The organism is Curvibacter gracilis ATCC BAA-807 (assembly GCF_000518645.1).
In the GTDB taxonomy this organism is placed as follows: Bacteria; Pseudomonadota; Gammaproteobacteria; order Burkholderiales; family Burkholderiaceae_C; genus Curvibacter; species Curvibacter gracilis.
Map to the genome: position 1 here is coordinate 27,193 of NZ_JADZ01000032.1, position 20,887 is coordinate 48,079.

Sequence of the window (20,887 nt, forward strand, 5' to 3'; positions counted from 1 at the left end):
TCAGATGCCTTGCGGACGGCGGAGGTGGAAGTCAGTGGCTTGCTGGAAGCGGTGGGCCGCATTCAGCAGGCGGGATTCACCGAAGTAGTTGCCGATCAGCTGCAGGCCCACGGGCATGCCGCCTTCGCCGAAGCCGGCGGGCAGGCTCATGCCGGGCAGACCGGCCAGCGAGCCGGGCAGCGTGAAGATGTCGGCCAGGTAGTTGGCCACCGGGTCGGCCGATTTCTCGCCCAGCTTCCAGGCCACGGTGGGGGCCACCGGGCCGGCGATCACGTCGCAGCTTTTGAAGGCCTGCTGGAAGTCGTCGGCGATCATGCGGCGGATCTTCTGCGCCTGCAGGTAGTAGGCGTCGTAGTAACCGTGCGACAGCACATAGGCGCCGATCATGATGCGGCGCTTGACCTCGTCGCCAAAGCCTTCGGCGCGGGTCTTCTTGTACATGTCGGTCAGGTCGCCGTAGTCCTTGGCACGGTGGCCGAACTTCACGCCGTCAAAGCGGCTCAGGTTGGAGCTGGCCTCGGCCGGGGCAATGATGTAGTAGACCGGGATCGACAGCTCGGTGCGCGGCAGGCTGATGGGCACCAGGGTGGCGCCCAGCTTTTCGTACTCTTTCAGGGCGCCATCGACGGCGGCGCGCACATCAGGGGCCAGGCCTTCGCCGAAGAACTCGGCCGGCACACCGATGCGCAGGCCTTCGATCGAGTCGTTCAGACCGCGCGAGAAGTCTTCGGCCGGCACGTCGAGCGAGGTCGAGTCGCGGTCCGGGTCGGGGCCGCAGATCGCCGACAGCAGCAAGGCGCAGTCTTCGGCGCTGCGGGCCATGGGGCCGGCCTGGTCCAGGCTGGAGGCGAAGGCGATCATGCCGTAGCGCGAGGCGCGGCCATAGGTGGGCTTGATGCCGGTGATGCCGCAAAAACTGGCGGGCTGGCGGATCGAGCCGCCGGTGTCGGTGCCGGTCACGGCCGGGGCCAGGCGCGCCGCCACGGCCGCAGCGCTGCCGCCCGACGAGCCGCCGGGCACGCGGCTGCTGTCCCAGGGGTTGCGCACCGGGGCGGGCTGCTCGAAGCCCAGTGGAGCGATGGCCGAGTTCTCGTTGGCCGAGCCCATGGCGAACTCGTCACAGTTGAGCTTGCCCAGGGTCACCGCACCGGCCTCGGCCAGGCGTGTCACCACGGTGGCGTCAAAGGGCGACTGGTAGCCGGCCAGCATCTTGGAACCGGCGGTGCTGGGGAAGTTTTTTGTAACAAATATATCTTTGTGTGCGATCGGCACACCGTCCAGGGCGCGTGCCTGGCCGGCCGCAATGCGCTCGTCGGCGGCACGGGCCTGGGCCAGGGTGGCTTCTTCGTTCAGGGCGACGAAAGCCCCGAGTTCAGGGGCGGCCTGGATGCGGCCGAGAAAGTGCTGGGCCGCTTCGACGGCGGAGACTTCACGTTTCTGGAGTTGGCGGGCCAGTTCGGCCACGCTGAGGTCGTGCAATGCAGGGGAGGTCATTCGAACGATTCCTTACTCGATCACCTTGGGCACCAGGAACAGGCCCCGCTCCACGGCGGGCGCGCTTTGCTGGTTGGCCTCGCGCTGGTTGGGCTCGCTGGCGATGTCGTCGCGCAGACGCAGGGCCACCTCCTGGATGGCGGCCACCGGGTGGGCCAGCGGCTCCAGACCGGTGGTGTCGACAGCGCGCATCTTTTCGACGATGTCAAAGAAGCCATTGAGCTGGGTGAGCATGCGCTCGCTTTCGGCGGGTTGAAGTTCCAGCCGGGCCAGGTTGGCGATCCGGGCTATGTCCTGAGAGGTGAGGGCCATAGAGTTTGAGCGGGTGGTATCTGAAAAAAGCCGCTGTCGCAGCGGTGTTCCGAGGGGATCGGAGGAAGTTATTCACAGGGGATCGGGTATTATCCCGTCTTTGTCGCGTTACCCCCCAAAGTGCTGGTAATTGAGCTAAAAACCGCTCATTTTGACCCCTGGTGACCCTGTAACTGACCCCGAAAATTGAGGCGACGGTGGGCCGAAGCGCATGCCGTGCCTGAGAGGATTTTGAATGTTTGGAGCCTTCCGTCGGTATTTCTCCACCGACCTCGCCATTGACCTTGGCACTGCCAACACCCTGATTTTTGCCCGCGACAAGGGCATCGTGCTGGACGAACCCTCCGTGGTCGCCATCCGCCATGAAGGCGGCCCGCACGGCAAGAAAGTCATCCAGGCCGTGGGCCGCGAGGCCAAGGCCATGCTGGGCAAGGTGCCCGGCAACATCGAGGCCATCCGCCCCATGAAAGACGGCGTGATCGCCGATTTCGTGATCACCGAGCAGATGATCAAGCAGTTCATCAAGATGGTGCACCCGCGCACTTTGCTGGCCCCCAGCCCGCGCATCATCATCTGCGTGCCCTGCGGTTCCACCCAGGTCGAGCGCCGCGCCATCAAGGACGCCGCCGAGGCCGCCGGCGCCACTGCGGTGTACCTGATTGAAGAGCCCATGGCCGCCGGCATCGGTGCCGGCCTGCCGGTGTCCGAAGCCAGTGGCTCGATGGTGGTCGACATCGGTGGCGGCACCACCGAAGTCGGCGTGATCTCACTGGGTGGCATGGTCTACAAGGGCTCGGTCCGCGTGGGCGGCGACAAGTTCGACGAGGCCATCATCAACTACATCCGCCGCAACTACGGCATGCTGATCGGCGAGCCCACCGCCGAAGCCATCAAGAAGCAGATCGGCTCGGCCTTCCCGGGCTCCGAGGTGCGCGAGATGGAAGTCAAGGGCCGCAACCTCAGCGAAGGCGTGCCGCGCAGCTTCACCATCTCCAGCAACGAAGTGCTGGAGGCGCTGACCGACCCGCTCAACCAGATCGTCTCGGCCGTCAAGAACGCGCTGGAACAGACCCCGCCCGAACTGGGCGCCGACATCGCCGACCGCGGCATGATGCTGACCGGTGGTGGCGCCCTGCTGCGCGACCTGGACCGCCTGCTGGCCGAGGAAACCGGTCTGCCGGTGCTGGTCGCCGAAGACCCGCTGACCTGCGTGGTGCGCGGTTGCGGCATCGCGCTGGAGCGCATGGACCGTCTGGGCAGCATCTTCACGAGCGAATAACACCACCATGTCCGCATCAAGCCGGTTCGTCAGCAAGGCGGCCGGCTTTTTGCGATTCTGGTGACACCTGGGTCTAGCCGAACATGCCTCTGGGAACCCTGGACCGCAACGCGCCGTCGCTTTTCCGGCAAGGGCCAACGCCGCTGACCCGGCTGTTGTTCTTCAGTGCCCTGTCGGTGTTCCTGATGGTGGCCGATGCGCGCTTTCACCTGACCCACCCCCTGCGGGCGGCGGTCGACACGGCGCTGTACCCGCTGCAATGGGTGGCCCTGCAACCGGTGCGTGCGGGTCAGTCGGCGGCCGAGTACTTTGAATCCTTGCACTCGGCCCAGATGGTCGAGGAAGAAGCCCGCCACAAGCTGGCCCAGCAGTCGCAGCGCGCCAACCAGGTCGAGCAGCTGCTGCAGGAGAACACCCGCCTGCGCGAGCTGCTGGCGCTGCGCGAGCGCTTCAAGTCCGAGGCCCAGGCGGCCGAGGTGCTGTACGACGCGCCCGACCCCTACACCCGGCGCGTCATCATCGACCGCGGGCAGATCAAGGGCGTGGCGCTGGGCTCGCCCGTCATAGACGAGGCCGGCGTGCTGGGCCAGGTGACGCGGGTCGATCCGCTGCTGGCCGAGGTCACCCTGGTGATCGACCGTGATTTCGCCATCCCCGTGCTCAACACCCGCACCGGCGCCCGCAGCGTGGCCTACGGCGACCCGATCGCCAACGGCGGCGGCCTGGAGCTGCGCTACATGCCCGCCAATGCCGACGTGCAGGCCGGCGACCTGCTGTCCACCAGCGGGGTCGACGGCGTCTACCCGCCGGGCCTGCCGGTGGCCCGGGTCGACAAGGTCGAGCGCCGGGCCGACTCGGCTTTTGCGCGCATCCATTGCGTGCCCCTGGGCCTGGTCATGGCCTCGCGCCACGTGATGGTGCTGAGCCCCCTGGGCGACCAGGTGCCGCCACGTCCGCAACCCGAACCCGCCGCGCCGCAGCGCAAGGGAGGCCGCAAATGATGGGCAAAGCCAGCGGCCAGCAGCTGTTGCTGCCGGCCAATCCGGTCTTCATCTGGGCTTCGGTGGTGGTGGGCCTGCTGGTCAACCTGCTGCCGCTGGGCCGCATGCCGGGCATGCCCGATGTGTTGCTGCTGCTGCTGATGTTCTGGTCGGTGCACCAACCCCAGCGGGTGGGCATCGGCGCGGGCTTTGTGCTGGGCCTGGTGATGGATGTGCACCAGTCGGCGCTGCTGGGCCAGCATGCCCTGGTCTATGCCGGCCTGAGTTACCTGGCCATGCAGATGCAGCGTCGCCTGCTGTGGTTCAGCGTGCCCTCGCAGGCGCTGCAGCTGCTGCCCCTGTTCCTGGGGGCGCACCTGGTCGAGTTGGCCCTGCGGGTGCTGCTGGGCGGCATCTTCCCGGGTTTCTGGTTCCTGCTGGCAGGCACGCTGGAGGCTTTGCTGTGGCCGCTGGCCTCCTGGGTGCTGCTGGCGCCGCAACGCCGGCCGCCGGATCGCGATGAAAACCGGCCGCTATGACCGAGCTGCGCAACGTCGAGGCCGACCTGTGGCGCTTCCGCACCCGCGTGGTGGCGGCGGGTGTGGTGGTGCTGATCTGTTTTTCCTTGCTGGTGGCCCGCCTGATCTACCTGCAGGTGGTGCGCCACGAGGACCTGGCCGAACAGGCTGAGAACAACCGCACCGCGGTGGTGCCCATCGTGCCCAACCGCGGCCTGATCGTGGACCGCAACGGCGTGGTGCTGGCCACCAACTACTCGGCCTACACGCTGGAGATCACGCCCTCCAAGGCCGGTCCGCTGGACGAGGTGATCGATGGCCTGGCCACGGTGGTCGACATCCAGGCGCGCGACCGGCGCCGCTTCAAGAAGCTGGTCGAAGAGTCCAAGAGCTTCGAGTCGCTGCCCATCCGCACCCGGCTGTCTGATGAAGAGGTGGCCCGCTTTGCCGCCCAGCGCTTTCGTTTTCCGGGGGTCGAGATCAAGGCCCGCTTGTTCCGCAACTACCCCTATGGGCCGCTGGCCAGCCATGTGATCGGCTACATCGGCCGCGTCAACCAGAAGGAAAAGGAAGACATCCAGGATTCGGACGACGAGGCCAACTACCGCGGCACCGAGTACATCGGCAAGCTGGGCGTGGAGCAGAGCTTCGAGCGCCAGCTGCACGGCATCACCGGCGTCGAGCAGATGGAAACCTCGGCCGGCGGCCGCGCCGTGCGGCGCCTGGCCAGCCACCCCGCCACCCCGGGCAACACCGTGATGCTGTCGATCGACATCAAGCTGCAGAAGCTGGTGGAAGACCTGTTCGGCGACCGCCGTGGCGCCCTGGTGGCGCTGGACCCCAAGACCGGCGAGGTGCTGGCCTTTGTCAGCAAGCCCACCTTCGACCCCAATCTGTTTGTTGATGGCATCGATCAGGAGAACTGGGCCGCCCTCAACGAATCACCCGACAAGCCCCTGCTGAACCGGGCCCTGCGCGGCACCTACCCGCCGGGCTCCACCTACAAGCCCTTCATGGCGCTGGCCGCCCTGGAGACGGGCAAGCGCACCCCCCAGCAGACCATCTTCGACCCGGGCTATTTCATGTTCGGCAACCACCGCTTCCGCGACGACAAGGAAGGCGGTCACGGCACGGTGGACATGTACAAGTCGATCGTGCAGTCGTGCGATACCTACTACTACATGCTGGCCAACGACATGGGCGTGGACCTGATCCATGACGAGATGCAGAAGTTCGGCTTCGGCGCGCTCACCGGCATCGACATCTTTGGCGAGGTGCGCGGCATCCTGCCCTCGACCGAGTGGAAGCGCAATGCCTACAAGCGCCCCGAGCAGAAGCGCTGGTACTCGGGCGAGACCATCTCGCTGGGCATCGGCCAGGGCTACAACAACTTCACCATGCTGCAACTGGCCACGGCCACCGGTGTGCTGGCCAACAACGGCGTCAAGATGAAGCCGCACCTGGTGCGCCAGGTGACCGATGTGGTGACCCGCCAGTCGCAGGACACGCTGCAGGAAATCAAGGCCGAGCTGACCGCCAAACCCGCCAACATCGCCGTCATCCGCAATGCCCTGGTGGGCGTGAACACCGAGGGCACCGGGGCCACGGCCTTCCGCGGCGCCGGCTATGTGGCGGCCGGCAAGACGGGCACCGCCCAGGTGGTGACGGTCAAGCAAAACGAGAAGTACGACGCCGCCAAGCTGTCCGAGCGTTACCGCGACCACGCCTTGTACATGGCCTTCGCCCCGGCCCAGGACCCGCAGATCGCCCTGGCCATGGTGGTCGAGAACGCGGGTTGGGGGGGGGCTGCAGCGGCGCCGATCGCGCGCCGGGTGTTCGACTACTGGCTGATGCAGCAATACCCCAGCGAGCAGGACCTGGCCGCGGTGCAGGCCGGCCAGGCCCAGACCCCGGTGGGCACCCCGCGCAAGGTGTCTGAGGTGCCCGGCTTGCCTGATCTGTCGCAGGGCCAGCTGCCGGCCCGCGGCGCCAACCATTGACGAGCCGGTCTGGCGGGTGCGGGCGTTGACCCGCCGGCTTCAGCGCAGGAAGGCGTCGTAGCCTGTTTTCAGGATCAGGGCCGACACCACGGCGATGAACACGCCGCGCACAAAGCCGGCCCCGTGCTTGAGGGCCAGCCGCGTGCCCAGCACGCTGCCCAGCACGTTGGCGGCGGCCAGCGGCAGCGCATAGTGCCACCACACATGGCCCTTGAGGCTGAACAGGATCAGCGCGGCCAGGTTGGTGGCGGTGTTCAGCAGCTTGGCATTGGCCGAGGCGTTCAGAAAGTCGTAGCCCAGCCAGCGCACCAGCAGGAAGACAAAGAAGCTGCCCGTGCCGGGGCCGAAGAAGCCGTCGTAGAAGCCGATCACCAGCCCGATCAGGCTGATCGCGGCGGTCTCATGCCCGCCCGAAAAGCGCGGCGCATGGTGGCGCCCCAGTTCCTTGCGGGCCAGGGTGTAGATCAGCACACCGATCAGGATCAGGGGCAGCAGGCGGCGCAGAAACTCGGGCGAGATCTGGGTCACGGCCCAGGCACCGGCAAAAGCCCCGGCAAAACCCGCAGCCGCAGCCGGCAGCAGCGTGGGCCAGCGCAGGCTCACGCGGCGCTGGTACTGCCAGGTGGCGATGCCCGTGCCCCAGATCGAGGCGCTCTTGTTGATGCCGAAAAGGGTGGCAGGTGGGGTGGTGGGGTAGATGGCAAACAGGGCCGGGACCAGAACCAGGCCGCCGCCGCCGACGATCGAATCGATGAATCCAGCCAGCAGAGAGGCCAGCGATACAAGAAAGAAGTCCATTCGGCGGATTGTCGCATTGCCCGCTGGGCCCGCCAGGAGGCAGTGATCGGCCGATCAGCCAATAAAAAAGGCGCCCGGATGGGCGCCTTTGTCAGGTTGCGGCAGCTTCTTTGAGCACCGTCCAGATGATGTTCTGGTTGTTTTGAAGGTTTGTCTCCTCGATCCCCCGCCATGACAGGTCACTGGGTGCCCGTCGCGAGTGCATGAAATGTATAACTTTGGACCATTTCGGTGCATTGGGGGTTTCCCTGCCCCCTTTCGTGCTGGAGGCCCCGGCCGGCCCCTGGCATGAGTCATGCACCTTGTGCGCCAGAAAAACCCCTGGAGGCAGGATGCGCGCAAGAGTGTTGGGATACGGCAAGGCGTTTTGGGTGGTGGGCATGGCCTGTCTGGCCAGTACCGTAGCGGCCGAGTCGGCGGTGGCAATCACCCGCCCGGGCCTGGTGCCCGAAGCCAGTCTGAACCCGGCCGACACGGCCTGGATGCTGAGTGCCACCGGCCTGGTGCTGCTCATGACCCTGCCGGGCCTGGCCTTGTTCTATGCCGGCATGGTGCGTCGCAAGAACGTGATCAACACCATGGCCAGCGTGCTGGCCGTGGCAGCGCTGGTCAGCCTGTTGTGGCTGGGCCTGGGCTATTCGCTGGCCTTCACGCCGGGCACCCCCTGGCTGGGCAGCCTGGCGCGGGCCGGCTTTGCGGGCATGGACTACGTGAAAGACAGCGCCCAGGTCGCGGTCAGCCATCTGGCGCCGCATGTGCCCGAGTCGGTGTTCGCCATGTTCCAGCTGACCTTTGCCGTCATCACGCCGGCCCTGATCGTGGGCGCGCTGGTCGAGCGCATGCGCTTTTCCGCCCTGTTGTGGTTTGCCGGCCTGTGGTCGCTGCTGGTGTATGCCCCGGTGGCGCACTGGGCCTGGGAGCCTGGCGGCTGGATGGCGCAACTCGGGACGCTGGATTTTGCCGGCGGCACCGTGGTGCACATCAATGCCGGTGCAGCAGGCCTGGTGTGTGCCTATGTGCTGGGGCCGCGCCTGGGCTACGGGCGCGAACCCTTTGAACCCTACAGCCTGGCCCTGACCATGGTCGGCACCGGCCTCTTGTGGGTGGGCTGGTTCGGCTTCAATGCCGGCTCGGCGCTGGCCGCCGACGGTCGGGCCGGCCTGGCCATGTTGGTGACCCACCTGGCCGCCAGTGCCGGTGCCCTGGCCTGGATGCTGGGGGAATGGGTGCGCCGGCGTCGCCCTTCGCTGCTGGGCTTGTGCTCCGGGGTGGTGGCGGGGCTGGTGGCCATCACGCCGGCATCCGGCTATGTGACGCCCGCCTCGGCCGTGCTGATCGGCGCGGTGGCCGGGCTGGCCTGCTATTGGGGCGCCACCGGCCTCAAGCGCCTGCTGCGCGCCGATGACTCGCTGGACGTCTTTGGCGTGCATGGCATCGGGGGCCTGGTGGGCTGTCTGATGACGGGCCTGCTGGCCAACCCGGTGGTGGGCGGTGCCAAGGGGCAACTGGTGGTGCAGGCCCTGGGTGCCGTGGCCGTGCTGGGCTACAGCCTGGTGATGACCTGGGTGGTGCTGGGGCTGACCCGTGTGCTGGTCGGCCTGCGCGTGGACGAGGCCAGCGAACAAGGCGGCCTGGACGTGGCCCAGCACCGCGAGCACCTGGGGGCATGAGGCCCTGGCGCAAGATGTGCTCGATGCAATTTGTCTGGAGAACCGCTCATGCTTGCCAGTGAAAAGTTGGCCATCGCGGCCCACCTGCATGTCTTGCTGCGTCGCAAGGCCGGCCGGGTGACGGATACCGAGTGGATGGCCATCAATGCCGACTATGCGGCTGAAATGGTGCGGGTGGCGCGCAGTGCAGCCCAGGAGGGTGCGCACGCCGACCTGGCCGAGTGGGCCGACAAGCTGGAGCAGGCCTGGAACCCCCGGCCAGCGGCGGCCGTGTCGGCGCGTGAGCAGGCGCTGGCGCGGGTGGGCCTGCGCGCCGCCACCCCGGCCAGCCCGCCCGACCCGGAGGCCCCGCGCTACATCGGCGGCCTGCGCTGAGCCCGGCCCCCGGGTGGGGTCAGGGCTTGAACTCCACCCACACCTCGAACTGCGCTTCGGCCATCTTCATGTCGGGCGGCGGCGGCGGGTAGCTGGCCGACTGCACCGATTGCAGCGCGGCGCGGTCCACCAGGCCCATGCCGCTGCCCACCAGCACCCGGGCGTTGGTCGGGGTGGTGCCGCGCAGCGTGAAGGCCACCCGGGTGCGTCCATGGAAGTCCGCGGCCACGGCCGCCGGTGGGTAGATGAAGGCGGCCTGCACGGCGGCCCGCACCTTGGCGATGTACTCGGGCGAAGGCCCCACCGGGCCGGCGGGCGGTGGAGGGGGCGGCGGCGCCGGTGGTGCGGCCGCTGCCACGGGCGCTGCGGCCTGCACCGGGGGGGCGGCGGCCACCTCGCTGGGGGCGCTGCTCACCGGCAGCGGGGGCGCCGGCACCGGCGCTGCGGCCGGGGCGGCGGCAGGGCGAGGCGCGCGCTGCACGGGCTGGGGCGCCGGCACCGGTGGGGGCGGCTTGCTCACCGGCGGTGTTGGCGGTGCCTGGGGCGTGGGCGCAGGGGCCGCCTCGATCTGCAGCGGCAGCACGCGCAGCGGTGGCTCGGCCGGGTGCAGGCTCAGCCAGACCAGCAGACCGGCCACGGCCGCAGCTTCCAGGGTCAGCGCTGCGCCGAAGGACTGCCAAAGTGGGGTGTGTGCGGGCAGCGGCATGGCGGATGGCCGGGCGGCGGACAGGCTGCTCATGGCTGCACGGTGCGGGCCGCCAGGCCGATCTGGGTGGCGCCGCCCAGGCGCACGGCGTCGATGGCGCCCATCAGCTGCTGCAGGTTGACGTGCTCGCCGCCGGCGATGGTGACGGCCAGGTGGGCGGCGTCGCGCTGCTTGACCAGGGCGGTCAGCTGAGGCGCCGGCAGGCTTTGCCCGTCCACGTGCAGCGAGCCGTCCTCATGCACCTCGACCAGCAGTTTGGGCGAGGGCATGGCCGTGGCCGTGCTGCTGGTGGGCAGCTTGCTGACGTGGCCCGAGGTGGGGATCATCTTCAGGGTCATCATGGCAAAGAAGACCAGCAGGAACAGCATGATGTCGATCATCGGAATGATCTCGATGCGGGCTTTCTTGGTTTCGAAGTAACGCATGGCAGCTCACACGGCCTTCAGGTGCGAGGGCTGCTGCGCAGGCTGAGGACGGCGGCGGTTCAGCAGCATGATCTTGAGGGTTTCGAGCTGGTGCACGATCACCCGCACCCGGGTGCTCAGCCAGTTGAAGAAGATCAGGCCCAGCATGGCGATGAACAGGCCGCAGGCGGTGGCAATCAGGGCTTCGGCAATGCCGCCTGTGACCTGGCTGGCCCCGTTCTGCACGTCGTCCAGCACCGAGAAGGCGCGGAACATGCCCACGATGGTGCCGAACAGGCCCAGCAGCGGGGCCAGGGTGATGACCGTGTCCAGCACCCACAGCGAACGGTCCAGCAGCGGCACCTCGTGCATCAGCGATTCTTCGACGTGGCCGGCGGCGGTTTCGGTGGACGAATCGGCCGGCTCGTTGTCCAGGCTGCGGATCACCCGCACATGCGGCTGGTCGGCATGCTTTTTCAGCAGCACCTGGGTGGCGGGTGCCTGCAGGGCCGGGTCCTCGCGCAGCGCATTCATCAGGTCGACGCCGGCTTGCTGCATGTTCAGCAGGTGGCGGCTGCGTTCGATGATCACGGTCAGGGCGATCAGCAGCAGCAGGCCCATCAGGTACAGGGTGCCGCCGGAGGCGTTGGCCAATTCAAAGAGTTTGGAGGGGGTCATGTCAGGCTCGGGCTGGGTTGTCAGTGGGGGGGCTCGGAAGGCAGACGGGGCCAGCATGGCTGGCCCCGGTCGGCGGGTGGAGGTCCGTGGGGCCGGGGGCTCCGCGGCTCAGAAGTCGGCGCGGGCCGACAGCATGTAGCTGCGCGGTGCCTGCCACTGGTACTGGGTGGAGGCGCTGCTCAGCGGGCCGCTCACGGCAACCAGGTTCTGCTTGTTGGTCAGGTTGAAGACGCTGAACTGCAGCTTCAGGGCCTTGGCGCCCATCAACGCGCCCACGTTCTTGAAGGTGTAGGCCACGTTCAGGTCGGTGTTGTCGATGTGGTTGAGCTTGCCGCCCAGCTTGGCGTTGTACTGCTCGCCGATGCGCTTGAAGATCAGCGAGGCGTTCCAGGGGCCGATGTTGTAGAGCGCGCCCAGGGCGGTGGTCACGTTGGGGGCGTTGGGCACATCCCCGGTGGGCTGGCCGTTGGCCGCATTGCCGGCCTTGTACTTGGCGCTGTTGACGCCCACGTTGCCGTAGGCGGCCAGGCCCTGGCCGATCATGTAGGTGGCCTCGCCTTCGATGCCCTTGTAGATGGCGCCGCCGGCGTTGATGTAGTTCGGGTTGGCGCTGGTGCCGGTGTTGAGCTGCAGGTTGTTGACCGTGATGTAGTAGATGTCACCCGACAGCGTGAGCGCATCCGATTTGTGCACGGCACCGACCTGGTAGTTGGTGGTGGTCTGCGGATCGGGGGCGGCGCTGTTGGGCGAGCCCACCCCCAGGAAAGGCACCTGCATGCCCTTGGCGTATTGGGCGTACAGCGAGTTGCTGCCGTCGAGCTGCTGGTTCACGGTCAGGAAGGGCAGCACGGCGTGGTAGGTGTACTGGTAGTCCTGCGGGGTCAGCGATTTCTGATTCAGGGCCGACTTCAGGCCCATGTGGTACCACATGGTCTTCAGGCCGGGGGTCACGGTCAGGCCCTTGGCGGCGGCCCATTCGAATTCGGCAAAGGGCTGCACCTGGTGCCAGTTCGAGTTTTGCTCGGCAAAGTTGGACGAGGTCACCACGCCGGTCGGGTAAGAGGCGTTGGCGCCAGGCAACTGCTGGCCGGTGGTCAGGTCGGCCTCGAGGTTGTGGCGCTGGGTGCGCGAGCCCTCGTACCAGAAGCCGGTGCGCAGCAGGCCGGCGTCAAACTGTTTCGTGGCCTTGAACACATCACCCCAGACCCGGTACATGTTGAGCTTGAAGTAGCCCGGCACATCGCCATTGGCCAGGGTGACCGGCTTCTTGAGCAGGTTGGTGAAGCTCAGGCTGGAGTCGGCAGTTCCGTTGTACAGCGACGGGTCCTGGCCGGCCGTGGTGCTGTTGGTGTAGGCGTAGGTGTAGGCGTTGTTGTCGATCTCCCAGCCCGAGGCCAGCCGGCTTTGCAGGCGCACATACTCCATGTCGGTCTGCTTGGCGGCGTAGTTGTAGCCGTAGTAGCCCTGGCTGCGCGGGTTGCCGTTCAGGCTGTAGTTCATGCCCATGGCGTTCACCTGGGCGCGCGTCGGGCCGGTGGCGTTGTCCGGCGTGTTGGTCTTCACATCGGCCAGGCTCATGAACAGCGTCAGCAGCGTGCTGTCGCCCACCGGGCGCTGGTACTTGGCGGTGATGTTCTTGTTGACCTGGTCGTTGTGCGTCAGGTAGCCCTTGGCGCCCATGTGCTGGGCATTGAGCTGCAGGGTGGCATCGCTGCCCTCCATGCGGCCGCTTTCGTAGGCAATGCCTTCCAGCACCGTGCCCCATGAACCCACCGAGCCATACACCTGCACCTGCTGCTTTTCCGACGGCGTCTTGGAGAACAGGTTGACGCTGCCGCCGTAGGTGGAATAGCCGATGTTGCTGGCATTGCCCGGGCCGCGTTCGATCACCATGCCGCCGATCACCGAGGCCGGGAAGTAGGCGGTCGAGTGGTGGGTCGGGCCGTTCGAGTCGCCGAAGGGGATGCCGTCGAAGGTGACGTTGTACTCACCGTCCTGGAAGCCGCGCAGGCTCATCTTCTGGTCGGCCAGGCCGGGGCCGTTGGTGGATGGCATCGAGGCCACGCTGGGGGCGATGGCCGTGATGGTGTTGAAGTTGCCGGTGGGCGGGGTCGAGTCTTCGATGAAGGCGCGCGAGATGATGGACTGGGGCTGGGTGGCCTTCAGGCTGGCCTGGGTGGGGGCCACCGAGGCGGCGGTGCCGCGTTCGGCTTTCACGGTCGGGGTGGCGGCGGCGCCGCCGCTGCCGCCGACGGTGCCGAGGTCAACGGTGTCGGCCAGGGCGGCCTGCGAGGCCCCCAGGGAGATCAGGGCCAGCGACAGCAGGCGCGTCAGGGTGCGTGTTGGGAAAGGACAGACGTGGGACATGTTATGAATTCTTCTGCGAAGGGTGGGATGCGAGGTCAAGCCAAGGGGAACCCCGGGAATCTAGTGAGGCCCCGTGACATGCCGTTGACGTTGCCGTGACAAATTGATACATGTCCCCGTCGGACTGGCAGGCGTTAAGCTCTGCGCCTCCTGAGGTTTCCGGTGTGCGTGCGAGAGGGCTGCCCATGACATTGCGATTGAATTGGCTTCTGGCGGGCTGCTGCGCCTGGCTGCTGTCGGCCTGCGCCGCCCCCGAGAGCGTCGTGCCTGGGGCAGCATCGCTTGTGGCACCTGTGGCGGTGGCGGCACCTGCGCTGGCGCAGAAGGCGAGCGCCGAGCCGCCGGCCCCGGTGTTCCACTTCACCACCGTGGGCGACAGCCGGCATGACCCGCGCGCTCCGGGCTTGACGGGGCAGGACCGGCGCTGGCTGCAGGCCACCCAGGTGCTGGCGCGCATGACCCGTGAGATGGCCGCGGTGCGGCCGCAGGCCCTGGTCTTCAACGGCGACATGATCATGGGCTACACCCGGGATGCCACCCAGGTCGAGCGCGAGTACGCCTACTGGCGCGGCATGGTGGCCGGCTTGATGGAGCAGGGCACCTACGTGCTGCCGGTGCCGGGCAACCACGAGGTTCAGGTGCCGACCCGGCTGCCCAATGGGCGCACCGAGAAGCTGGCGCAAGCCTGGCTGGAAGACGCCTGGCGGGCCAACATGGGGGACCTGATCCTGGACGAGACCCGCTGGAGCCGGCTCACCGGGCAGCCCGCCCAGGCCTGGAAGCCATCCCACGCCCCGGCGCCGGGCAGCGATGGCGTCAGCACCCCCCAACAGCAGCTCAGCTATTCATTCGACGTGGGCGCCGTGCACCTGGCCGTCATCAACACCGACCCGGTCGGCTTCGACAGTTCGGCGCCGGTGCGCTGGTTGCGTGCCGACCTGGCGGCAGCCAAGGCGCGCGGGGCGCGGCAGTTTTTCGTGTTCGGCCACAAGATGGCCTATGTGTATGAGTTCCAGGCCGGGGTGGCCGAGCGTGAGGACGGTCTGAACGTGCGGCCTGCCCTGCGCGATGCGTTCTGGGACGTGATCGAAGCCTATGGCGCCACCTACTTCTGCGGCCACCAGCACATCTACCACGCCTCGCAGCCCCGGCTGGCGCAGGGGGGGCGGGCCTGGCAGGTGATCGTGGGCTCGGGCGGCTCGCCCTTTGCCGCCTGGCCCGGGCAGAGCAGCAACCCCTTCGACCGCTTCTATGCCTGGGCGGATGTGAAGGTGTATGCCGATGACCGGGTGCAGATCCAGGTGCTGGGTTTTGACGAGCACTTCGGCCCCACCCAGGTGCTGAAGACCTGGGAGCTGCGCTGAAGAGGCTCAGCTGCGCCTGGTGATCCAGCCGGCGGCGCGCTCGGCCATCATGAGGGTGGGGCTGTTGGTGTTGCCGCTGGTGATGGTGGGCATCACGCCGGCATCGACCACACGCAGGCCGGCGATGGTGCGCCGTGCCTGGCCCGGCTGAGCCACGCCATCGAACACGCGCAGGCGGGAGTCGACCACCGCCTGCGGGTCGTCGGCGCGCCCCATGCGCGTGGTGCCCACGGGGTGGAAGATGGTGGTGGCGATGTCGCCGGCCAGCCGGGCCAGCTCCTCATCGCTCTGGTATTGGGTGCCGGGCTTGAATTCTTCGGGCTGGTAGCGTGCCAGCGCGGGCTGGGCCACGATGCGCCGCGTCAGGCGCAGGCTGTCGGCGGCCACCTGGCGGTCTTCCTCGGTGCTGAGGTAGTTGGGGGCGATGGCGGGCGCTTCGTCGAAGCGCGGGCTTTTCACCAGCACCGTGCCGCGGCTGCTGGGGTTGAGGTTGCACACACTGGCCGTGAAGGCATTGAAGCTGTGCAGGGGCTCGCCGAAGGCGTCCAGGCTCAAGGGCTGCACGTGGTACTGGAGGTTGGGGTGGGGCAGATCGGGCCGGCTGCGCGTGAAGGCGCCCAACTGGCTGGGGGCCATGCTCATGGGGCCGCTGCGTTTCAAGGCGTACTCCAGGCCGATCATGGCCTTGCCCCACAGGCTGTTGGCCAGGGTGTTGAGCGTCTTCACGCCCTGCACCTTGAACACGGCCCGGATCTGCAGGTGGTCCTGCAGGTTGTGGCCCACCCCGGGCAGGTCGACCTGGGGCGCAATGCCACGGGCCAGCAGCTCGGGCGCCGATCCGATGCCCGAGAGTTGCAGGATCTGCGGCGTGCCGATGCTGCCCGCGCACAGCACCACCTCGGCACTGGCCCGGGCCGTGATCATCTCGCTGCCGTTCCAGACCTGCACGCCGGTGCAACGCCGGCTGCCGTCGGCCTGGGTTTCCAGCAGCAGCCGCGCCACCTGGGCCTGGGTCCAGAGTTCGAAGTTGGGGCGCGCATAGCAGGTGGGGCGCAAAAAGGCCTTGGCCGAGTTCCAGCGCCAGCCGCTTTTCTGGTTCACCTCGAAATAGCCCACGCCCTCGTTGCTGCCCTGGTTGAAGTCGTCGCTGGCCGGCACCCCCGCCTGCTGGGCCGCCTGGGCAAAGGCGTCCAGGATGTCCCAGCGCAGGCGCTGCTTCTCGACCCGCCACTCACCGGTGCTGCCGGTGCGCCGGTGGCCGTGCAGCTTTTCGAAGCCGGTGGGTGAGGCGCCGGGGGGGTCCAGCCGCCAGTGGTCTTCGTGCCGCATGAACTCGGGCAGCACGTGTTGCCAGCGCCAGGCGTCGTCACCGGTCAGCTTGGCCCAATGCTCGTAGTCGCGGGCCTGGCCGCGCATGTAGATCATGCCGTTGATGCTGCTGCAGCCGCCCAGGGTCTTGCCGCGCGGGTAACGCAGGGTGCGTCCGTTCAGGCCGGCGGCCGGCTCGGTCTGGTAGAGCCAGTCGGTGCGCGGGTTGCCGATGCAGTACAGGTAGCCCACCGGGATGTGGATCCAGTGGTAGTCGTCCTTGCGGCCCGCCTCGATCAGCAGCACCCGGCGCTGGGGGTCGGCACTGAGCCGGTTGGCCATCAGGGCGCCCGCCGTGCCGGCGCCGATCACGATGTAGTCGAACAAGGCCTCGGCGGTGGTGGTCGGGGCGGTGGCTGGGCTCATGGTGTCTCCGTGGGCGTTTATTTGCCAATCTCATGATTCGTTGGCGGTGTGGGCTGCAGTTTCGGGCAGATTGGCCGCTGAATCCAATGAGTTGTTCAAAACTGTCTTATAAGAACGGCAAATATCAAAAAGGGATTGCACCCATGTCACCGTCCCTCATGACCGACCCCCAGAGCCTGCGCGCCTTCGTCATGGTGGCCCGCGAGGGCAGCGTGTCGCGGGCGGCGGCACGCCTGCACCTGTCGCAGCCGGCGGTCAGCCTGCAGCTCAAGGCCCTGGCCCAGGTCACCGGCTTGAGCCTGTTCAGCCGCAGCCCGCGCGGCCTGGTGCTGACGGCCGATGGCGCGGCCCTGCTGCCCCAGGCCGAGCGTGCCCTGGGGGCCCTGGTCGATTTTGCCCAGGCGGCCCAGCGCCTGCACAGCACGGTGCGCGGCAGCCTGCGCATCGGCACCATCCTGGACCCCGAGTTCACCCGCCTGGGCGCGTTTCTCAGGCATCTGGTCGAGGCCGCTCCGCAGGTGCGCACCGAGCTGCGCCAGGCCATGAGCGGCGATGTCTGGGACGCGGTGCAGCGCAATGCGCTGGATGGGGGCTTCTACCTGGCCGAGCCTGATCAGCCGCCGCCCGAGCCCCTGGCCCAGCTCACCCTGACGCGGTTCACCTACCGGGTGCTGGCACCCGCAGGCTGGGGGCCGCAGGTGCAGGGGCGCGGCTGGAAGGGGCTGGCGGCCCTGCCCTGGCTGGCCACGCCCCCGGCTTCGGCCCACCACCGGCTGCTGGCGCGGGTCTTGGGGCCTGGCTCGCCCGCCGGCCTGGAGCCCCGCTGGGTGGCCCTGGTGGACCAGGAGTCCAGCATGCTGGACCTGGTGCGCTCCGGCGTGGGCCTGAGCCTGGTGCGTGACTCGATTGCCATGCGCGAAAGCCAGGCCCGGGGCCTGGTGATTGCCGATGCGGTCAGCCTGGACTGCGACCTGGCCTTTGTCTACCCGGCGGCCCGCCGTGACGACCCGGTGCTGGCCTGCGCCTGCGCTGCGCTGGCAGCGGTCTGGGCCTGAGTGCGTGGTCTGGGCGTGTTGTCTGTGCGTCAGGTTTGTGTTGCTTTGCAACCTATTTGGCCCTGTGCTGTCACCGCCTTGAGAGCCCGGGCTGGCTGGCGTTACGATGTGGCAGTTTTGCCCCAATCTCCGCCTTGTGACCGACGCCGCCCTGTCTCCCCCCAGCCTTGAATGGCGTGACACCGCCCTTGGGCGTTGCGCTGCGCCCATGGGCAACTGGACGGCGGCGGCGCTGGCCGATCGAGGGGTGGCTCGCCAACTGCTGCAGGCCCTGGCGCCGGCGGGCGGTGGTGACGCCGGGGCGCTGCCCTGGGATCTGAGCGGGCTGCAGCGGCTGGACCATGTGGGCGCGCAGTTGCTGTGGCGCCAATGGGGCATGCAGTGGCCGGCGCAGTTGCAGGTCGATGCCCTGCAGCGCCAGATGCTCGAGCGTGTGGCGCGTTTGACCCTGCCGCCTGGGCAGCCCCGCACCGAGCCTTCCGGAGACGGCACCCGGTCGGCCATCGACCACCTCGGGGTGCGGGTGCTCAGGGGCTTGGGCCATGCGCGCGACTATGTGCGCATGCAAGGGCAGCTGTTGCTCGATTTCGTCCAGCTGCTGCGGGCCCCGCGCGACGCCCCCTGGCGTGATCTGTCGGGCCATCTGTACCAGATGGGGGCCACGGCCATGCCGATCACGGCGCTGGTGGGTTTTCTGATCGGCGTGGTGCTGGCCTACCTGATGGCGCTGCAACTGCGTCAGTTCGGGGCCGAGGCCTTCATCGTCAACATCCTGGGCATTTCGCTGATCCGCGAGCTGGGGCCCTTGCTGGCCGCGATCCTGGTGGCGGGCCGCTCGGGTTCGGCCATCACGGCGCAGATCGGCGTGATGCGGGTGACCGAGGAACTGGACGCCATGCGGGTGATGGGCATCGCCCATGGCTTCCGCCTGGTCATGCCGCGGGCATTGGGGCTGGCGATCGCCATGCCGCTGATCTCGGTGTGGACCACGCTGGCCTCGCTGGCCGGCGGCATGCTGGCCAGCGACCTGGCGTTGAAGGTCACGCCTGCGTTTTTCATGCAGGCGCTGCCGGCGGCGGTCGAGGCCAGCAACCTGGCGCTGGCCACCGGCAAGTCGGTGGTGTTCGGCATCCTGATCGCGCTGGTGGGTTGCCATTACGGCCTGGGGGTCAAGCCCAACACCGAAAGCCTGGGGCAGGGCACCACGGCCTCGGTGGTGACCTCCATCACGGTGGTGATTCTGGTGGACGCGCTGTTCGCCATCCTGTTCAAGGACGTGGGCATCTGATGGACGCGACAGCCATGCCTTCTGCCACGCCCGCTCTGCCAGCCGGTGCCGCGCCCGTGGTCGATATCCAGGGCCTGTGGACCGTGTTTGGCCGCGGCGAATCCGAGGTGGTGATCCACCGCGACCTGGCCCTGCAGGTGCGCCGCGGCGAGGTGCTGACCCTGGTCGGAGGCTCGGGCACCGGCAAGACCGTGCTGCTGCGCCAGATGCTGGGCCTGGAGCACCCTGCCCGGGGCAGCGTGCAGGTGCTGGGCCAGCCCGCAGCCGAGCTGGGCCGCCAAGGCGCTTCCAGCCGGGTGGGCATGCTGTTTCAGCAGGGCGCCTTGTTTTCGGCGTTCAGCGTGCTGGACAACATCGCCTTTGCGCTGCGTGAGCTGGGCACCTTGCCTGCCGACGTGGTGACCGACGCCGCCTACGTGAAGCTGCAGATGGTGGGCCTGGGCCCCCAGCATGCGCACAAGCGGCCCTCCGACCTGTCGGGCGGCATGATCAAGCGGGTGGCCCTGGCGCGTGCGCTCATCATGGACCCGCCCCTGCTGCTGCTGGACGAGCCCACGGCGGGCCTGGACCCGCATGCCTCGGACGACTTCTGCGACCTGCTCAAGGACCTGCACGCCGAGCTGGGTCTGACGGTGATCATGGTCACCCACGACCTGGACACGCTGTTTGCGCTGTCCACCCGGGTGGCCGTGCTGGCCAGCCAGAAAGTGCTGTTCACCGACACCCCCCGGGTGGTGGCCGGCCTGGACCACCCCTTCATCCACGACTTCTTCCAGGGCGAGCGCGGGCGCCGGGCCATGGCTCCGGCCCCCACCCAGGCCCCTACTCAGGCCTCTTCCACGCTCTGAGCCCACGTTCGAGGAACACCGCACATGGAAAACAAATCCCACGCCATGGCCGCCGGCACCTTCGTGCTGGTGGTCACCCTGCTGCTGCTGTCACTGGGCTTCTGGCTCACGCGTGACAAGGGGCGATACCAGTCCTGGGAGCTCTCCACCCGCGACAGCGTCACCGGCCTGCAACCCCAGGCCCCCGTGCGCTACAAGGGGGTGGCCGTGGGCAAGGTCACCCAGATCGGCTTCGACAACGAAGCCAAGGGCAATGTGCTGATCCGCATCTCGGTGGAGGAAAAGACCCCCCTGACCGCCACCACCTTTGCCACCCTGGCCTACCAAGGGGTCACCGGCCTGGCCTATGTGCTGCTGGACGACGCCGGCCAGGCCCAGGAGCCCTTGCCCAGCGGCGAAGATGGGCTGCCGCGCCTGCCCCTGGTCACCTCGCAACTGGGCAAGCTCACCGAACAGGCCCCCGAGCTGCTGTCGCAGATCCAGGATGCCACGCAGCGCATTGCGCAAACCCTGTCCGACGACAACCAGAAGCGCCTGTCGCAGATGCTGGCCAACATCGGGCAGGCCTCGGCCAACGTGGCCGAGATCACCGCCACCCTCAACGGCACGGTGAAGACCCATGTGGAGCCCGCGCTGGCGGCCGTGCCGGCGCTGACGCGAGACGCCTCCCAGGCCCTGAAGGCCGTGCAGACCAGTGCCGCCGAAGTGGGGCGCATGTCGGGCGAAATCGCGCAGACGGCCCATCGACTGAACGAAAAGGACGGCCCGCTGGACCGCATCGCCCAAGGCACCGAGGCCCTGTCCCATGTCACCGACACCCTGGGCTCGACCACCTTGCCGCGGGTCAACCGCTTCACCGAGGACAGCGCCCGCGCGGCGCGCCAGTTGGGGCGCACCGTGACCGGCATCAACGACAACCCCCAATCGTTGTTGTTTGGCCATGGCCAGGTCGAGCCCGGCCCGGGTGAGCCCGGGTTTCGTGCCCCGGCTGCCTTGAACCGCCCGTGAACTGATCCA

At 67.9% G+C, this 20,887-nt stretch carries 19 protein-coding genes; 11 read left to right on the forward strand and 8 right to left on the reverse strand.

The window, feature by feature from the left end; translation table 11 throughout:
- Both gatA and gatC read right to left on the reverse strand, forming a co-directional pair.
- Positions 1 to 1,494 carry an Asp-tRNA(Asn)/Glu-tRNA(Gln) amidotransferase subunit GatA gene (gatA, locus tag L880_RS0121135; protein ID WP_027477375.1) on the reverse strand — a complete coding sequence of 498 codons (1,494 nt, stop codon included), beginning with the start codon at positions 1,492 to 1,494 and terminating at the stop codon, positions 1 to 3.
- Positions 1,495 to 1,506: 12 nt separating this feature from the next.
- The gene (gene gatC, locus L880_RS0121140; RefSeq protein WP_019577859.1) at positions 1,507 to 1,806 is read right to left on the reverse strand and encodes an Asp-tRNA(Asn)/Glu-tRNA(Gln) amidotransferase subunit GatC; all 300 of its coding nucleotides are present in this window, start codon (positions 1,804 to 1,806) and stop codon (positions 1,507 to 1,509) included.
- 235 nt (positions 1,807 to 2,041) lie between these two features.
- Between gatC and L880_RS0121145 the strand changes: the two genes are divergently transcribed.
- From L880_RS0121145 to mrdA, 4 genes are all read left to right on the forward strand, one after another.
- Positions 2,042 to 3,085, forward strand: a complete 1,044-nt coding sequence (locus L880_RS0121145) for a rod shape-determining protein (RefSeq protein ID WP_019577858.1) — start codon at positions 2,042 to 2,044, stop codon at positions 3,083 to 3,085.
- An 83-nt stretch (positions 3,086 to 3,168) separates the two neighbouring features.
- Positions 3,169 to 4,086: a rod shape-determining protein MreC gene (gene mreC, locus L880_RS0121150; RefSeq protein WP_027477376.1), complete on the forward strand. Its 918-nt coding sequence runs from the start codon at positions 3,169 to 3,171 to the stop codon at positions 4,084 to 4,086.
- Positions 4,083 to 4,604 carry a rod shape-determining protein MreD gene (mreD, locus tag L880_RS0121155; RefSeq protein ID WP_245615283.1) on the forward strand — a complete coding sequence of 174 codons (522 nt, stop codon included), beginning with the start codon at positions 4,083 to 4,085 and terminating at the stop codon, positions 4,602 to 4,604. Before mreC ends, mreD begins: the two co-directional genes overlap by 4 nt.
- Positions 4,601 to 6,583 carry a penicillin-binding protein 2 gene (gene mrdA / locus L880_RS0121160; RefSeq protein ID WP_027477378.1) on the forward strand — a complete coding sequence of 661 codons (1,983 nt, stop codon included), beginning with the start codon at positions 4,601 to 4,603 and terminating at the stop codon, positions 6,581 to 6,583. The genes mreD and mrdA overlap by 4 nt, the downstream gene beginning before the upstream one ends.
- 39 nt (positions 6,584 to 6,622) lie before the next feature.
- On the opposite strand, the gene L880_RS0121165 is transcribed toward mrdA, so the two are convergent.
- Entirely contained in the window at positions 6,623 to 7,381 is a 759-nt protein-coding gene (locus L880_RS0121165; RefSeq protein ID WP_027477379.1) for a sulfite exporter TauE/SafE family protein, read from the reverse strand.
- 332 nt (positions 7,382 to 7,713) lie between these two features.
- Between L880_RS0121165 and L880_RS0121170 the strand changes: the two genes are divergently transcribed.
- Positions 7,714 to 9,051 (forward strand): ammonium transporter, encoded by a 1,338-nt coding sequence (locus L880_RS0121170; RefSeq protein WP_027477380.1) that lies wholly within the window; start codon positions 7,714 to 7,716, stop codon positions 9,049 to 9,051.
- A gap of 48 nt (positions 9,052 to 9,099) precedes the next feature.
- On the forward strand, positions 9,100 to 9,426 hold the full coding sequence (locus L880_RS0121175) for a hypothetical protein (protein WP_019577852.1): 327 nt from the start codon (positions 9,100 to 9,102) through the stop codon (positions 9,424 to 9,426).
- Positions 9,427 to 9,445: 19 nt separating this feature from the next.
- On the opposite strand, the gene L880_RS33055 is transcribed toward L880_RS0121175, so the two are convergent.
- From L880_RS33055 to L880_RS0121195, 4 genes are all read right to left on the reverse strand, one after another.
- Positions 9,446 to 10,165 (reverse strand): energy transducer TonB, encoded by a 720-nt coding sequence (locus L880_RS33055; RefSeq protein ID WP_157463008.1) that lies wholly within the window; start codon positions 10,163 to 10,165, stop codon positions 9,446 to 9,448.
- Positions 10,162 to 10,557: an ExbD/TolR family protein gene (locus tag L880_RS0121185; RefSeq protein WP_027477381.1), complete on the reverse strand. Its 396-nt coding sequence runs from the start codon at positions 10,555 to 10,557 to the stop codon at positions 10,162 to 10,164. Before L880_RS0121185 ends, L880_RS33055 begins: the two co-directional genes overlap by 4 nt.
- 6 nt (positions 10,558 to 10,563) lie before the next feature.
- Positions 10,564 to 11,214: a MotA/TolQ/ExbB proton channel family protein gene (locus L880_RS33060; RefSeq protein ID WP_043330169.1), complete on the reverse strand. Its 651-nt coding sequence runs from the start codon at positions 11,212 to 11,214 to the stop codon at positions 10,564 to 10,566.
- Between the two features lie 108 nt (positions 11,215 to 11,322).
- A complete protein-coding gene (locus L880_RS0121195; RefSeq protein WP_027477382.1) occupies positions 11,323 to 13,581 on the reverse strand; it encodes a TonB-dependent receptor in 2,259 nt (752 codons plus the stop codon).
- Positions 13,582 to 13,778: 197 nt separating this feature from the next.
- On the opposite strand from L880_RS0121195, the gene L880_RS0121200 reads away from it, so the two are divergent.
- Positions 13,779 to 14,945: a metallophosphoesterase family protein gene (locus tag L880_RS0121200; RefSeq protein WP_027477383.1), complete on the forward strand. Its 1,167-nt coding sequence runs from the start codon at positions 13,779 to 13,781 to the stop codon at positions 14,943 to 14,945.
- Between the two features lie 6 nt (positions 14,946 to 14,951).
- Here L880_RS0121200 and L880_RS0121205 read toward each other — a convergent pair whose 3' ends face one another.
- Positions 14,952 to 16,679 carry a GMC family oxidoreductase gene (locus L880_RS0121205; RefSeq protein WP_027477384.1) on the reverse strand — a complete coding sequence of 576 codons (1,728 nt, stop codon included), beginning with the start codon at positions 16,677 to 16,679 and terminating at the stop codon, positions 14,952 to 14,954.
- 143 nt (positions 16,680 to 16,822) lie between these two features.
- Here L880_RS0121205 and L880_RS0121210 point away from each other — a divergent pair, with 143 nt between their 5' ends.
- From L880_RS0121210 to L880_RS0121225, 4 genes are all read left to right on the forward strand, one after another.
- Positions 16,823 to 17,734, forward strand: coding sequence for a LysR family transcriptional regulator (locus tag L880_RS0121210; RefSeq protein ID WP_245615284.1), 912 nt, complete (start codon positions 16,823 to 16,825; stop codon positions 17,732 to 17,734).
- 106 nt (positions 17,735 to 17,840) lie between these two features.
- Positions 17,841 to 19,022 carry an MlaE family ABC transporter permease gene (locus tag L880_RS0121215; RefSeq protein ID WP_084461502.1) on the forward strand — a complete coding sequence of 394 codons (1,182 nt, stop codon included), beginning with the start codon at positions 17,841 to 17,843 and terminating at the stop codon, positions 19,020 to 19,022.
- The gene (locus L880_RS33065) at positions 19,022 to 19,870 is read left to right on the forward strand and encodes an ABC transporter ATP-binding protein (protein WP_043330171.1); all 849 of its coding nucleotides are present in this window, start codon (positions 19,022 to 19,024) and stop codon (positions 19,868 to 19,870) included. Before L880_RS0121215 ends, L880_RS33065 begins: the two co-directional genes overlap by 1 nt.
- Positions 19,871 to 19,894: 24 nt before the next feature.
- On the forward strand, positions 19,895 to 20,878 hold the full coding sequence (locus L880_RS0121225; RefSeq protein WP_027477387.1) for an MlaD family protein: 984 nt from the start codon (positions 19,895 to 19,897) through the stop codon (positions 20,876 to 20,878).
- The last annotated feature ends 9 nt before the right edge of the window (positions 20,879 to 20,887 follow it).

Excerpts from the sequence above, each read along its gene's own strand:
- L880_RS33055 (WP_157463008.1), bottom strand. The coding sequence starts at position 10,165 with ATGAGCAGCCTGTCCGCCGCCCGGCCATCCGCCATGCCGCTGCCCGCA.
- mreC (WP_027477376.1), top strand. The coding sequence starts at position 3,169 with ATGCCTCTGGGAACCCTGGACCGCAACGCGCCGTCGCTTTTCCGGCAA.
- L880_RS0121175 (WP_019577852.1), top strand. The coding sequence starts at position 9,100 with ATGCTTGCCAGTGAAAAGTTGGCCATCGCGGCCCACCTGCATGTCTTG.
- gatC (WP_019577859.1), bottom strand. The coding sequence starts at position 1,806 with ATGGCCCTCACCTCTCAGGACATAGCCCGGATCGCCAACCTGGCCCGG.
- L880_RS0121195 (WP_027477382.1), bottom strand. The coding sequence starts at position 13,581 with ATGTCCCACGTCTGTCCTTTCCCAACACGCACCCTGACGCGCCTGCTG.
- L880_RS0121185 (WP_027477381.1), bottom strand. The coding sequence starts at position 10,557 with ATGCGTTACTTCGAAACCAAGAAAGCCCGCATCGAGATCATTCCGATG.
- L880_RS0121215 (WP_084461502.1), top strand. The coding sequence starts at position 17,841 with ATGTGGCAGTTTTGCCCCAATCTCCGCCTTGTGACCGACGCCGCCCTG.
- L880_RS0121225 (WP_027477387.1), top strand. The coding sequence starts at position 19,895 with ATGGAAAACAAATCCCACGCCATGGCCGCCGGCACCTTCGTGCTGGTG.
- L880_RS0121210 (WP_245615284.1), top strand. The coding sequence starts at position 16,823 with ATGTCACCGTCCCTCATGACCGACCCCCAGAGCCTGCGCGCCTTCGTC.
- L880_RS0121170 (WP_027477380.1), top strand. The coding sequence starts at position 7,714 with ATGCGCGCAAGAGTGTTGGGATACGGCAAGGCGTTTTGGGTGGTGGGC.
- L880_RS33060 (WP_043330169.1), bottom strand. The coding sequence starts at position 11,214 with ATGACCCCCTCCAAACTCTTTGAATTGGCCAACGCCTCCGGCGGCACC.
- mrdA (WP_027477378.1), top strand. The coding sequence starts at position 4,601 with ATGACCGAGCTGCGCAACGTCGAGGCCGACCTGTGGCGCTTCCGCACC.
- L880_RS0121145 (WP_019577858.1), top strand. The coding sequence starts at position 2,042 with ATGTTTGGAGCCTTCCGTCGGTATTTCTCCACCGACCTCGCCATTGAC.
- L880_RS0121205 (WP_027477384.1), bottom strand. The coding sequence starts at position 16,679 with ATGAGCCCAGCCACCGCCCCGACCACCACCGCCGAGGCCTTGTTCGAC.
- L880_RS0121165 (WP_027477379.1), bottom strand. The coding sequence starts at position 7,381 with ATGGACTTCTTTCTTGTATCGCTGGCCTCTCTGCTGGCTGGATTCATC.
- L880_RS33065 (WP_043330171.1), top strand. The coding sequence starts at position 19,022 with ATGGACGCGACAGCCATGCCTTCTGCCACGCCCGCTCTGCCAGCCGGT.
- mreD (WP_245615283.1), top strand. The coding sequence starts at position 4,083 with ATGATGGGCAAAGCCAGCGGCCAGCAGCTGTTGCTGCCGGCCAATCCG.
- gatA (WP_027477375.1), bottom strand. The coding sequence starts at position 1,494 with ATGACCTCCCCTGCATTGCACGACCTCAGCGTGGCCGAACTGGCCCGC.